Here is a 12934-nt window from a genome sequence, read left to right as displayed (position 1 = left end):
TCTCCCGCATGCCTGCATTGCCCGAATATTAGAAGCTGACTGCCCAAAAAACGCCAGTTGGATACTGATATTGCTCTCTACGCAATATCGGCAAATGACGGTGAGCAGATCGCCCGGTTCCAGCGGAGCCGGCAAAAATCAACTTTATTACAGGGCAATAATAACAATGATGTCATTCAATCGTTTGACGATAGGCGCACGCCTGAGCGCAGGTTTCGGCTTGCTGGTGGTATTGATGCTGGTGCTGGCTGCCTTCGCGCTGCTGCGCATCGCTGCCATCTCCGGTGCCATGGACGCGCAGGACAAGGTACAGCAGGAAAAACTCGACCCGCTGTACGTGGCGCGCGAAGCGCTGGACCAGACGGGCCTGGCCGCCCGCAACGCGTATATCTTTCATGATCAGGCCGCCGCCGAAAAAGAGCTGGCCATCCTCGACAGCCAGAAGGCGCTGTACCTGGAAGCGCTGGCCAGGCTGGCGCCGCATTTCGCCGGTGACGCGCAATTCGAGAAAGTCAGCACGGGCCTGAAAACCATGGCGCAGGAATTGCAGCGTCCGCGCCAGTTCCGTGCCACGGGGCAGATGGAGCAGTACGGCACCTTCCTCGTCGAGGAGTGCAGCCCCCTGCGGCGCCAGATCGTCGCCGACATCGATGCCGTCCTAAAAAAGGTGCAGCACGAATCGGAGCAAGCCAGCGTGGCCGCGCGCGCCATCTACGGCCAGTCGCTGCGCTGGATCGGCGTGCTGGCCGCGCTCAGCGTGCTCATTTGCATTGCGGTGGCCACCGTCATCACGCGGGGCCTGCTGCGCCAGCTGGGCGGAGAACCGGCGTATGCGGCTTCGATTGCCGGGCGCATCGCGCTGGGCGAACTGGCCATCGACGTGCACACGCGCCACGGCGACGATAGCAGTTTATTATTTGCCATCAAAACCATGCGCGACAACCTGGCCACCATCGTCGGCAAGGTGCGCCACGGTACGGAAAGCATCGCCACGGCCTCGACCGAGATCGCTACGGGCAACCGGGATTTGTCGCAGCGCACGGAGCAGCAGGCCGGTTCGCTGGAAGAAGTGGCGTCGTCGATGGAAGAACTGATCTCCACCGTGCGCCAGAATGCGGACAACGCGCAGCAGGCGAACCGTTTGGCGCGCGAAGCGTCCACCGTGTCTGAACAGGGCGGCAAGGCGGTGGCCGAAGTGGTGCACACCATGGGCTTGATCAATGCCTCGTCGAACAAGATCGTCGACATCATCGGCGTGATCGACAGCATCGCCTTTCAGACCAACATCCTGGCCTTGAACGCGGCCGTGGAAGCGGCGCGCGCCGGTGAACAGGGTCGCGGTTTCGCCGTGGTCGCCACCGAAGTGCGCAGCCTGGCGCAGCGTTCGGCCGCCGCCGCGCGTGAAATCAAGACCCTGATCGACGATTCCGTCAGCAAGGTGGGCACGGGCACGGTGCTCGTCGAGCAGGCAGGCGCCACCATGCATGAGGTGGTGGCCGGCATCGGCAGGGTGACGGGCATCATGGCCGAGATCAGCCACGCCACGCAGGAGCAGGGCGCCGGCATCGAACAAGTCAACCGCGCCATCGTCGACATGGACCGCGTCACCCAGCAAAACGCGGCCCTGGTGGAACAGGCGGCCGCCGCCGCGCATGAGCTGCAGCAGCAGGCGGCCCAGCTGGAACAGGAAGTGGGTATCTTCAAACTGGCCCAGCCGGCCAACGCTCCCTTGCGCCTGGCGGCCTGAGGCCGTTCGCGCAGCAGCGCGGCGCGCCAGCAGACTTATTACGCGCTACAATAAGAGCTGGATCACCGCCAGGACTACTCATGCAAGTGCGCAGCAGCCACGATCTCTCCAGCCCGGACGACGACAAGCCGGCGCCGCCCGTGCTGCAGCTGGCCCTTGCCGGCCTGGGCTGGGGCTTGCTCACCTGCATGCTGTGTTTTGCCATCCTGTTCCTCACCAAATGGCTGCTGCCGCCCGACTACTGGGGCGCGCACACGGGCCTGACCAAGTTCAAGCGCGAAATGTCGCTGCCCTTGCTGGTGTTCTGGGTCGTCATCTATTCTCCCATCCTGGAAACCTTCCTCGGCCAGCTCCTGCCGCTGGAAATTCTCAAGCGCCTGGGCGCCAGCCGCCAGCTGAGCATTTTCATCGGCGCTGTCCTGTGGGCCATCGTGCATTTCATCAGCGGCGGCTTGCTGCACGCCATTGTCGCGCTGGGCTCGGGCGCCATGTTCAGCTTTGTCTACCTGCGCTACCGTGCTCCCGGCGTGGCTGTTGCCTATGCGACGACGACCTTTTCCCGCGCCTGCAACAATATCGCCGTTCTGGTCGCCGTGTTCTATGGCCTTGATGCCTGAGTCCCATCCTTTCTGAGCAAACACGGCACCAGCGCCGCCAGTGCCACGGCCAGCCCCGCCAAGCCGCCCAGCAATTGGCGGAAGGCGGCGTCATAGCTGGCGCGCAGCAGCGCTTCCTGCCCGCCCAGCAGTTGTGTTGCCTGTTGGATATCGCCGAGCGCGGCGCGGCTGGCGGCCGCCAGCACGGGCAGATCGGCAGGCAGCTGGCGCGCCAGGCCCGCGCCGATCAGACCGGCCAGCACGGCGCCCGCCAGGGCCAGCGCCACGCCATCGGCGCTGATGCGCACGGTATTGAAGATGCCCGTTGCCATGCCGGCCCGCGCTGTTTTCACCACGTTCAGCGCCATGCCGTCCATCAAGCCCCAGGGTAAGCCGATGCCCGTGCCGATCAGTAGCAGCGGTCCGGCCCAATCCGCAGGGGTGCCATGACCCAGGACCTGCGCCAGCCAGGCCAGGCCCGCCGCCGCCAGCAGCAGACCTGCCGCGCACACGGTACCGGCCTTGACCCAACGCAACAGCAGCGGCGCCAGCATGGGCACGAGCAGCAGCGGCGCGGCCAGGGCGGTCATCAGGCGGCCCGCCGCCAGCGCGGACATATTGTCGATGCCGATGAAGCGCCCCGGTAGCATGACGATGAGCACGATGAACAGGAAGGCGGGCGAGGCGGCCAGCACTTGCACTGCGACAAAGCGACGCTGGCGGAACAGGCTCAAGTCCAGCATGGGCTGCGTCGTCCTGCGCTCGATCGCGATAAAAACGCATGCCAGCAGCACGGACAAGGCGACGGGCAACAGCACGGCCCCGCTGTGCCAGCCGTGTTCGGGCGCCAGCAGCATGCCCAGGGTCAACAGGGCCAGCGCGGCGCTAAAGCTGAAGGCGCCAGGCCAGTCCAGCCGGCCCTTGCCGCGCGGCGGATCGGCCGGCACCTTGCCCCATACCAGCAATATGCCAATGACGCCCAGTGCGGCCGTGGCGTAAAAGATGGCGGGCCAGCGGGCCAGTGCCAGCATGGCGCCCGCTACCAGGGGACCGAAAGCCAGGCCCATGCCAAAGGTCGTGCCCAGCACGCTCATCACGCGGTTGCGCGCCGCACCGTGGAACAATGGCGCCAGCGACGACATGGCGGCGGCGAACGCGGCCGCGCCACCGAGGCCCTGCACGAAGCGCAGCGCGGCGATCCAGGCCACCGAGGGCGCGACGGCAATGGCCAGGGTTGCCACGCAAAACAGCGCCAGCCCCGCGAGCCAGACCCGGCGCCGTCCCAGCACATCCGTCAGGCTGCCCGCTACCATCATGGCGCTGCCATAGCTGAGGATATACGCGTTGATGACCCAGTTCAGGGCGGCGGCGCTGCCGTGCAATTCGGCGCCGAGGGCGGGCAGCGCCACGGCCGGGCCCGTGAAGCACAGGGGAATCAGCAGGCCCGTCAGGCAGGCGGCCAGCACTTGCAGGGAGAGTGAAAAAGATGAGGAAGAGGGCATGGAAATCGGTTCGGAGTGAAGGAGCGGCGAGTATGGCGCGCCCGTCATTGAAGAAAAATGGGCTAAACTGCCGAACATATCGGACAAAAATGTCCGCAATGGGGAATCATATGGATAGCTTGGGTGGCATCGCCATGTTTGTGCAGGTGGCCGACAGTGGCAGTTTTTCGGCCACGGGCCGGCTGCTGGGCTTGTCGTCGTCGGCCGTGGGCAAGAGCGTGGCGCGCATGGAGGCGCGCCTCGGCGCGCGCCTGTTCCAGCGCAGCACGCGGCACTTGGCGCTGACGGACGAGGGCGAGAAATTCCTGCTGCGCTGCAAGCGCATCCTGGCCGAGGTGGCGGCGGCCGAGCGCGAACTGAGCGAGTCCAGCAGCGGTCCCAGCGGACGCTTGCGCATCAGCCTGCCACGCTACAGCGGCCTGTTCGAGCCGGCCATCGGCGCCTTCATGCAAGCCTATCCCGCCATCGAACTCGATCTCGATTTCTCCGACGCCATGGTCAACCTCGTCAACGACGGCTATGACGTCGCCGTGCGCACGGGCGAACTGGACGACTCGGGCTTGACGCGTCGCAAACTGTGCACGTTTCGCCGCCTGCTGGTTGCGTCCCCCGCCTACCTGGCGCGCCATGGCCGGCCCCTCGATGGCGCCGAGATGCTGCTGCACCGGCGCCTGGATTACCGTTTTCCCGCCACGGGCCGCCTGGAACAGTGGCCGCTGCCGGACGAGGCAAACCAGCCGGCGCCCGGCATGGTTTGCAACAGCGTGGAAATGCGCATCTTCCTGGCCGTGCAGGGGCAGGGCATAGCCTACCTGCCTGCCTTTGCCGTGCAGCGCGAACTGGCGGCGGGGCAACTGGTGTCGTTGCTGGACGAGCATACGCAGGCGCGCACGGCCTTCTGGCTGCTGTGGCCAGCCAGTCGCCACCTGCCGCCGCGCCTGCGCGTGTTGATCGATTTCCTGGTGGAACAATTGCAGGATCAGGCTTATGGAGCGCAGCCCTGACGCTTGCTTCCTCCCTGGAAGCGCCGTAGCTGCATGTGCCTGGTGCCATCGCGCGCCATGGCCGCGCAATAGTGACTATATTGATAGCTATCCTTCCCGGCGCGGGAAGGCGTTCCTATCCTGACTATTCCGACCTAGGGAGACATCATGCACAGCGTACAAAAGATTACCCCATGCCTATGGTTCAACGGCAACGCCGAGGCGGCGGCCCGGTTTTATACGGGAATATTTCCCAATTCGAAGGTTGGCCAGATCCTGCGCTACGGAGAGGAGGGCAGGGAAATTCACGGCCAGGAACCGGGCAGCGTACTGACGGTGGCCTTCGAACTCGATGGCCAGACGTTTACGGGCTTGAACGGCGGCCCTTTGTTCCAGTTTTCCGAGGCCATCTCGTTTCAGGTCAATTGCGAAACCCAGGACGAAGTCGACCACTACTGGAAGCAGCTGTCCCAAGGTGGTCCACCGGAAGCGCAGCAGTGCAGCTGGCTCAAGGACCAGTTTGGCGTGTCCTGGCAAATCGTGCCCACCCTCATGATCCGCCTGTTGACGGACCCTGATCCCGTCAAGGCCGCGCGGGTGATGAAAGCCATGATGGGCATGAAAAAAATCGACATTGACGAGATCAAGCGGGCTTACGCCGGTTAGTGCGAGCCGCCGGACGGGGACGAGCGGCCGCACGCCAGCGGCGCGCCCTGTCCAAGATGGCCCGCATTTGTTATAGTCCCAGCCATCTTTCCAACGCCACCTGACCCTGCCATGACCTCAAGCACCAGCAGCACCATCGCGCCCCGCACCTTCGGCACGCCCCTGTCGTCCACCGCCATCAAAGTCATGCTGCTGGGCTCGGGCGAACTGGGCAAGGAAGTGATCATTTCGCTGCAGCGCCTTGGCGTGGAAGTGATCGCCGTCGACCGCTATCCGAACGCGCCGGGCCACCCCGTGGCGCATCGCTCGCACGTGATCGACATGAGCGATGGCGTGGCCCTGGCCGCCCTGATCGAGCTGGAAAAGCCGGATTTGATCGTGCCGGAAATCGAAGCCATCGCCACCGACACCCTGGCTGCGCTGGAAGCGGCCGGCCAGATCACCTGCATCCCGAACGCGCGCGCGGCCGTGCTGACGATGAACCGCGAAGGCATTCGCACGCTGGCGGCCGAAACGCTGGGCGTGGCGACCTCGCCATACCGCTTCGCCAGCAGCCTGCAGGAGCTGCAGCTGGCGTGCCAGGAAATCGGTTTCCCTTGTGTCGTGAAACCCGTGATGTCGTCGTCCGGCAAGGGCCAGTCCAAGCTCGATAGGGCCGCTGACGTGGACGCGGCGTGGGCGTATGCGGCCAGCGGCGGCAGGGTCGACACGGGCCGGGTCATCGTCGAAGGCTTCATCGACTTCGATTACGAAATCACCTTGCTGACCGTGCGCGCCGTCGGTGCCTCGGGACAGATCGAGACGCAGTTTTGCGAACCGATCGGCCACTTGCAGGTGCAGGGCGATTACGTGGAATCGTGGCAGCCGGCCCGCATGGCGCCGCTGGCCCTGGAGCGTTCGCGCGACATCGCCCGCAGGGTGACGGATAATCTGGGTGGCCTGGGCCTGTTCGGCGTAGAACTGTTCGTCAAGGACGACATGGTATGGTTCTCGGAAGTGAGCCCCCGTCCGCACGACACGGGCATGGTCACCATGGCCAGCCAGGTGCAGAGCGAATTCGAGTTGCACGCGAAAGCCATCCTCGGCTTGCCTGTCAACGTGGCGTTGCGTTCGCCCGGCGCCTCGGCCGTCATCTACGGCCAGCTGGAAGCGAAGGGTATCGCCTTCGAAGGCGTGGCCGACGCCTTGAGCGTGCCGGGCGCGGACTTGCGCCTGTTCGGCAAGCCGGAATCGTTCGCCCGCCGCCGCATGGGCGTGGCGCTGGCTACGGCGGACGATACTGACACGGCCCGCGCGCGCGCCGTGCTGGCCGCGTCCAAGGTCAAGCCGGTCGCGAGGTAATGGCTGCCCTGATGGTGGCCCCCAGCCTGCCGCTGGCCGACGCTGGCGGCGACGACATCAAGCGCAAGCTGCGCGGCCACATCGCGCGGCGCAACCTGGCCGGCGCCGCCAACGACTGCAAGTGGAACGAGCTGCTGGCCTTCATGCGCGGGCAGACTGAATGGCTGCCGTCGTACCGCTATGGTTCAGTGTCCGGCTATGTCTCGCGCTGGGATACGGAATGGGATTACCATCCGCCGTTCCCGTTCATGGGCGTGGAATGGTTCGACATCGGCCTGACCTCGGAAGAACACGTGGGCATGCTGCTGCCGAAGATCATCATCGACCATGGCGTGTGGATCGTGCCTGAACTGGAACGCATCGGCTTCGATTTCGAGGTGCGGGACCGGGTGGCGCGCATCTGGGGCTATTTGCCCCGCAACTATCACGACTTTCCACCCGCCGACTAATTCAAAGAGTAATCTCATGCCTGACAACGATATCCCGCAAGTACCGCAACCGGACGACGCCGTCGTCGGCAAGGAAGCGGGCGCGCAGATGCTTGCTGCGGCCTGCGCCGCGCGCGACGCTTTTTATGCCACCCTGGGCACCATGGACGCCGACGTGCTGGCGCCGCTGGTCAATCCCGCCTTCATGGGAGGCCCCCGCTGGCCGTCACTGCGGCAAGCCTGGCGCGTGATCCGCCGGCCTGACTCGGTCATTATCGCCAGCGACGGCTTGAGCGACCCGTTCGAGGATGACGACGACGTTTTCGTCCCGCGCGGGCACCTGCTGGAAGTGTGCATTGAGGCGCCGCTGGCCGCCTTCGACGGCGATCCGGTGCAGGCCTCGTGGCTGTTCGACGTGATCTATCAAATCAGCCAGAACGTGGCCGATCATGGCTCCATCGATTTGCTGCTGCAGCGCCACGGCAGCGTGTCGATGGTGCTGGATGTGCAGGATGCGCCGGAGGGGCTGGAAGACGAAAACGAACAGGTGGGCGTGCTGCTGGCTCAGGGGGCAAGCACCATCCCGCCATTGTTCGCCACGCCATATGGAGAAGTGATGCTGCTCACCGCCACCGTGCTGCAGCCGGCCGAACTGGCGTACATCAGCGAGGCCGAAGACAAGGCGCAGTCGCGGCGCGACCTAGCCGCTGCGCTGGCTGCTTCGCCGTCGGGGCATTTGAGCGTGGCCAAGCGGCCAGCCGTCATTCCTCGCTAGTTTTTTCGGCCGGCACGGCAGTTGCAGGTACTGGCGTTTCTTCCGTTTTAGGGGCTGCCTTCGCTTCTTTGTCTTGAATGACGGCCGGCGGCGGATCGCGCCACTGGCCCGCCGCTTTCAGTTTATTCTTCAGTCCCGGCAGGGGAAAACCCAAGGCATAGGCTTTTTGCGCGTGCGCGCTGGCCTTGTCGTATTCCTTCTTTTTGACATACATCAGGCCCAGGTTGTACTGGATGGTGGCCTGGTCGGGCGCCAGGCGGCTGGCCGCCTCCAGCTGTTCCAGCGCCGTCGCATCCTGGCCCATGGCCAGCAGGTAGTTACCATACACCATGCGTGCCGTCACGTCGTGCGGCGCGAAGGCGATGGCCCGTTCGAAAAAGCAGCTGACCGTATAGCGGGCGCCGACTGGCTGCGCGCTTTTCAGGCGCAAGCCCAGCCTGGCCATGGATGCCAGTGCACGGTGGTGGTTCGCGAAGTGCTCCAATGTGTAGCTGATGTCGCCCCCCAGACTGCCCGTCATACCTTGCGTGAGCGTTTCCACGGCGCGCGAAAAATGGAATTTCTCGACCACGGACAGGCCGGAGCGGTCTTCCGCGCTCGTATAGTCGCCGCCCGGCGTGTGCTTGACGTAGGGCGGGCAGTCGGCGGCGCCGGTATGGGCGCAGCAGGCGGCGAGGGCGCAGGCAAGTATCAGGTGTTTCATGTTCTTCTCCTGTGGCTGACCTGGTCCAGCAAGTCGGCCAGGGCGTTGCTGCGGGCTTGCCGCGATTGCAGGGCGATGGCGTTGGGACTGGCCAGAGGGGCGCGTCCCTGGCGCGCCAGTTCCAGGAAGCGCAGCAACGCGCGCGCGCAGTCGGTGCTGGAATCGAGCCGGCCGATGGTGTCGATGCCGCAGTGGCGCAGCTTGGCCGCGCTGTCGCCCGCCAGGTCGGTCAGCGCCAGGATGGGCCGGCGGCAGCGCAGGTATTCATACAGCTTGGCGGGAATCTGCGCATTGCAATTAGCCGCCTGCAGCAGCAGCAAGCCGTCGGCCGCCAGCATTTCCTGCAGAGCCGCACCGTGTGGCTGCAAAGGTTCCAGGCGCACCAGGTCCCGGATGCCGTATTTCGCCAGCAGGCAGGCCAACCATGCATCGTGGCCTGTGGCGCGCAGCACCAGCTGGAAATTATGCGCCTGCAGCACGCCGTCGTGGCGCAGCCTGGCCAGGGCCTCGAACAGCGGTTGGGGATCGCGCTCGGACGGGTAGATCACGCCGCTGTGCAGCAGCAGGAAGCGGCTGCGGTGGCCGCCCGGCCCGTGCGGCGGCGCGTCGCCTTCGTCATCGTCATGGCCATTTTCGATCAGGCGGAAGCGCTCGCGCCCCACCTGCGCCAAGCGCCGCCGGTGCGCGTCGATGGCGCCCGGCGTGGTGCAGACGATGGCCGCGCTGCGCGCCGCGATGCGCTGTTCTATCCACGCATGCATGCGGTGCAGCTGCGGTTCGGTCGGATACGGCGCCAGCGGGTCGCTGTCGTCCAGCATGGGGTCGCGCTGGTCGGCGACCCAGGGCAGGCCGCTGAGTTTTTGCAAGGTCAGCGCGATCAGGTGCGCCGTGGCGATCGGGTACGTGGACCAGATGGCGTCGGGGCGGTACTGGCGGATCATGCGCAGGCCGGCCGGCACGGCGCTCAGCCACCAGGATATCCAGCGGTCGGGCAGCGCCAGGCAGCGCGGATAGCGCCCGGCGATGGCCAGGTGGCGCGCCGCATCCAGCGCCAGGGTGCGCCGCACGGTCGCTTGCGCGCCGATCCGCGCCAGCTGCGCATCGCCCCGCTGCGCATACGCGAGCGGCGCGGGGCTGAGCACCAGCGGCTGCCAGCCGCAGTCGGGCAAATGGCGCGCGAAGCCCAGGGTGCGCAGGATGCCGCTGCCGCCAGCAAGCGGCGGGAAATGGTAGGCCACCATCAGCACCCGTTTTGGTCGGGCCGCGTTCGGTCGGGCCGCGTCCGGCGTGATCCCTACCATGACTGCAGCCACCGTGCACACAGTTGTTCGACTTCGCCGCGCCAGGCGCCACTGGCGAAAGTGTGGTTGGCGCCAGCCACCTGCGCCTGCGTCCAGTGCGCGCGCGCGGCGACGGCGCGCCACGCCACATCGCCATCGAGCAGGGCTTGCCACTCGCGCGCGCCCAGATCGTCGCCGCTGAGGATCAGGAGCACCTTGCCCTGGAATTGCGCCAGCGCCCGCAGCAGGGCCGGCGCGGGCGCATCGTCTTGCTGCATTGCCTGCAGCTGCGTTGCGGCCGCCACCTGCCGCAGCGAGGCCAGGCTGGCGCCCAGCTGCAGTCCGCCGCCAGCCAGCTTGCGCCAGAACGCACCTTGCAGCAGGCGTGGCAAATAGTAGTGGCGCAAGGTGGCCCGCGCCAGGCCCATGCTGCTGCGTACCCACGGGTTGAGCAGGATCAGTGCGACGATGCGCGCGTCGCTTGGCGCATGGCAGGCGGCGGCCGTGGCGCCATCGCACAAGCCCCATAGTGCCACTTCGCGCAGCGACGGCACGCTGTCGAAGAATTGCTTGAGCGCGCCCGCGATGTCGGGGCCGGCAGCGCGGTAATCGCGCGCGCTCCCTTCGCTGTCACCCATGCCGCGCAAGTCGAAGCGCAGCACGGGCCAGCCGTGCGCGGCCAGGGCGCGCGCCAGCAAGACAAACTGGCGGTGGCTGCCCACCCGGTACTGGGGCCCGCCCGTGATGATCAACACGCCGCGCGGCCCTGGTGCGGCGGGCAGGCTGAGGATGCCGACCATGCGCGCCGGCGCTTCGGCGTCGTCGGCCGCGCTGCGAAAGCGCAGGGGCAACTCGCGTACGCTGTACCCTGCGAGGTGCTGCTGACTGCTGTCGCGCTTCATGGCCGCGTCCTTTCCTCGCCGAGCCAGTCGTGGCACAGTTTTCCCGTGGCGTCCAGCAGTTGCGGACACGCCAGCAGCTCGCCGCTGTGCCAGAACGGACCGTCGCCGAAGCTGGCCACATGCACGGCGGCGCCATGTTCGCGCCACTGGCGCGCCAGCGGCGGCACTGGTGCGCAGGTTTGCTCCGGTGCCTGGTAATTGAGCCAATAGACAGGTACCGCGGGCAGCAGCGCTGCTGCGCTGACGCCATCGATGGCCAGCGCCAGCTCGGGCGCCAGCAGGTAGCCGGCCACTTCCACAGCTTCGCCTTTCGCCAGTGTGGCGCGCGCCTGGCCGGGCGCTTCCCGCGTGCTCCTGGCCAGCATGCTGGTGGCCAGGCGCAGGCGCAGGAAGCGGTCGATGCTGCGCCGTCCATCGAGTTCCGGTTGCCAGAGCAGCAAACGCGCCAGGGGCAGCGGCGCGCGGCTGGCGAAATCGAGGGCCAGCAGGGCGCCCAGGCGCAAGCCCCACACGGTCAAGGGACCATCGACCCGCTGCGCCAGCCACGCGCCAGCCAGGTGCAGGTCGTTGTGCCAGATGTCCCAGCGCGCCTCGCCGAAGTCGCCGCTGCTGTCGCCGCAGCCAAACAGGTCGATTTGCAGCACGCTGTAGCCAGAGGAGGCAAAGGCGCGCGCCTGCGCGGCAGCCACGTGGCGACTTTTATTGAGTTCCTCCGTAAATGGATGCACATAGAGGATGCCGCCGCGCGCGCTGCGGCCCGGCGGCGGCAGGTGCAGCAGGCAGTAGCGCTGTCCGCCGCTGGCGGGCAGGAAGAATGGCAGCAGCGGCAGCGCGTCGATGGCGGCGCTGTTCATGATCGCAGCTGTGCAGACACGAAATCATGCAGGGTGCCGACAGTGGCGAAGTGGCGCGCGTGAATGTCGTCGTCGGCGACAAAGATGCCGAAATGCTCTTCCAGCGCAGCGATCAAGCCGATCACGGCCATCGAATCGAGCTCCGGCACGCTGCCCAGGAGCGGCGTGTGGGCTTCCAGCGCGCGCCCGTTCAAGCACAGCGTGGTGTCGAGGATGTATTTTACTGCTTCAAGATGCGGCATGTCAGCTCCAGGGATGGGTAGTGGGGCAGGCGGCTGGTATCGAAGGCCAGGCAGGGAATATCGTCGGGCCGGCGCGACAGGTAGAGATACGGCGGCAGGCTGGCGGCCATCCATTGCCAGCGCCCGCAGCGGATGAACGTGGCCGTGCCCAGCGCGTGCGTGCCCAGGCGCGCATGGGCGCCCAGCGAAGCGCGGTTGAAACGCGAAATGCGGCTGCACGACCAGCGCACGCCCTGCGCGTACAGCACGGCGTTGGCTTCTTCCCACAGGCGTGCGAAGACCAAGCCGCCCCGTTGCGCGGGATGCACCCACACGTCCAGGTCCCACGAAGACTGGCCCGACGCCAGCGCATAGCGGGCGCGCACCTCGTCTTCCTGGCAGCCGTGGCGCAGCAGCCAGATCCAGCCGGACATGCATGCCGTCTTCTCGTCTTGCGCGCTGCGCGCGACCAGGCATTGCGCGCCCTGGCGGTAGCGCTCGCGCAACGCGCCGGGACGGCGTTCGGGGCCGGACGGCAAGTCCGCCTCCGCCAGGCAGGGCGTGACGGTGATCGACTGGCCGCGCCCGCGGCACAGCGAGCCGGGCGCCACGGCTTGCGCCACGAACTGGTAGCGGTGCAGCGCGCAGCGCCCGCCCGGCACCATCGCCAGCAGCCGCGCCAGGGCCAGCCAGGCGCTGTCGCACCAGCCCAGCTGGCGAAGGCTGGCGGCAAGCCGTTGCAGGCGGGGGGAATGGAGGAAATGGACGAAGCTGGCCATGGCGCTCAAGGATGGGACGGCTTTGCAGCCAACGCTATTCATTAGAACGCAGCGGCCAGCGGCGGTCTTGCGCCGGCTCAAGCTGTGTTGCTGAAACTGATAATTGATCAAAATCAAGACCGCTGTGGCCGTTTGTCTGAATCATAGGGGAATGCAT

At 66.4% G+C, this 12934-nt stretch carries 14 protein-coding genes; 7 read left to right on the top strand and 7 right to left on the bottom strand.

The features are described from left to right. Positions 1-166 precede the first annotated feature (166 nt). Together ACQ4WZ_RS09510 and ACQ4WZ_RS09505 are read left to right on the top strand one after the other, a co-directional pair. Positions 167-1747 carry a methyl-accepting chemotaxis protein gene (locus ACQ4WZ_RS09510; protein WP_101481211.1) on the top strand — a complete coding sequence of 527 codons (1581 nt, stop codon included), beginning with the start codon at positions 167-169 and terminating at the stop codon, positions 1745-1747. Between the two features lie 80 nt (positions 1748-1827). Further along, positions 1828-2364 (top strand): CPBP family intramembrane metalloprotease, encoded by a 537-nt coding sequence (locus ACQ4WZ_RS09505; protein ID WP_101481212.1) that lies wholly within the window; start codon positions 1828-1830, stop codon positions 2362-2364. Here the strand turns inward: ACQ4WZ_RS09505 and ACQ4WZ_RS09500 are convergent. Further along, entirely contained in the window at positions 2346-3845 is a 1500-nt protein-coding gene (locus ACQ4WZ_RS09500; protein WP_436573232.1) for an MFS transporter, read from the bottom strand. The genes ACQ4WZ_RS09505 and ACQ4WZ_RS09500 overlap by 19 nt on opposite strands. Before the next feature lie 110 nt (positions 3846-3955). On the opposite strand from ACQ4WZ_RS09500, the gene ACQ4WZ_RS09495 reads away from it, so the two are divergent. From ACQ4WZ_RS09495 to ACQ4WZ_RS09475, 5 genes are all read left to right on the top strand, one after another. Then, positions 3956-4849 carry a LysR family transcriptional regulator gene (locus tag ACQ4WZ_RS09495; RefSeq protein ID WP_436573231.1) on the top strand — a complete coding sequence of 298 codons (894 nt, stop codon included), beginning with the start codon at positions 3956-3958 and terminating at the stop codon, positions 4847-4849. Positions 4850-4996: 147 nt separating this feature from the next. Beyond that, a complete protein-coding gene (locus tag ACQ4WZ_RS09490) occupies positions 4997-5494 on the top strand; it encodes a VOC family protein (protein WP_436573230.1) in 498 nt (165 codons plus the stop codon). Positions 5495-5605: 111 nt separating this feature from the next. After that, positions 5606-6835, top strand: coding sequence for a formate-dependent phosphoribosylglycinamide formyltransferase (gene purT, locus ACQ4WZ_RS09485; protein WP_436573229.1), 1230 nt, complete (start codon positions 5606-5608; stop codon positions 6833-6835). After that, entirely contained in the window at positions 6835-7284 is a 450-nt protein-coding gene (locus ACQ4WZ_RS09480; RefSeq protein WP_436573228.1) for a DUF6678 family protein, read from the top strand. Before purT ends, ACQ4WZ_RS09480 begins: the two co-directional genes overlap by 1 nt. Before the next feature lie 16 nt (positions 7285-7300). Further along, on the top strand, positions 7301-8038 hold the full coding sequence (locus ACQ4WZ_RS09475; protein ID WP_436573227.1) for a hypothetical protein: 738 nt from the start codon (positions 7301-7303) through the stop codon (positions 8036-8038). Here the strand turns inward: ACQ4WZ_RS09475 and ACQ4WZ_RS09470 are convergent. The 6 genes from ACQ4WZ_RS09470 to ACQ4WZ_RS09445 are packed head-to-tail and all read right to left on the bottom strand — an operon-like array spanning position 8025 to position 12777. Beyond that, on the bottom strand, positions 8025-8741 hold the full coding sequence (locus tag ACQ4WZ_RS09470) for a tetratricopeptide repeat protein (protein WP_436573226.1): 717 nt from the start codon (positions 8739-8741) through the stop codon (positions 8025-8027). The genes ACQ4WZ_RS09475 and ACQ4WZ_RS09470 overlap by 14 nt on opposite strands. Next, a complete protein-coding gene (locus ACQ4WZ_RS09465; RefSeq protein ID WP_436573225.1) occupies positions 8738-10042 on the bottom strand; it encodes a glycosyltransferase in 1305 nt (434 codons plus the stop codon). The genes ACQ4WZ_RS09470 and ACQ4WZ_RS09465 overlap by 4 nt, the downstream gene beginning before the upstream one ends. Further along, a complete protein-coding gene (locus ACQ4WZ_RS09460) occupies positions 10036-10923 on the bottom strand; it encodes a hydrolase 1, exosortase A system-associated (RefSeq protein WP_436573224.1) in 888 nt (295 codons plus the stop codon). The genes ACQ4WZ_RS09465 and ACQ4WZ_RS09460 overlap by 7 nt, the downstream gene beginning before the upstream one ends. After that, positions 10920-11777 carry a hydrolase 2, exosortase A system-associated gene (locus ACQ4WZ_RS09455; protein ID WP_436573223.1) on the bottom strand — a complete coding sequence of 286 codons (858 nt, stop codon included), beginning with the start codon at positions 11775-11777 and terminating at the stop codon, positions 10920-10922. The genes ACQ4WZ_RS09460 and ACQ4WZ_RS09455 overlap by 4 nt, the downstream gene beginning before the upstream one ends. After that, positions 11774-12019 carry an acyl carrier protein gene (locus tag ACQ4WZ_RS09450; RefSeq protein ID WP_436573222.1) on the bottom strand — a complete coding sequence of 82 codons (246 nt, stop codon included), beginning with the start codon at positions 12017-12019 and terminating at the stop codon, positions 11774-11776. Before ACQ4WZ_RS09450 ends, ACQ4WZ_RS09455 begins: the two co-directional genes overlap by 4 nt. Continuing rightward, positions 11998-12777 carry a hypothetical protein gene (locus ACQ4WZ_RS09445; RefSeq protein WP_436573221.1) on the bottom strand — a complete coding sequence of 260 codons (780 nt, stop codon included), beginning with the start codon at positions 12775-12777 and terminating at the stop codon, positions 11998-12000. The genes ACQ4WZ_RS09450 and ACQ4WZ_RS09445 overlap by 22 nt, the downstream gene beginning before the upstream one ends. Between the last annotated feature and the right edge of the window lie 157 nt (positions 12778-12934).

Origin of the sequence: Janthinobacterium darwini (genome assembly GCF_051380905.1) — a bacterium.
GTDB lineage: Bacteria > Pseudomonadota > Gammaproteobacteria > Burkholderiales > Burkholderiaceae_D > Janthinobacterium.
The sequence above is the reverse complement of the archived record's forward strand: the minus strand, read 5'-3'. Positions and strand labels throughout refer to the sequence as shown.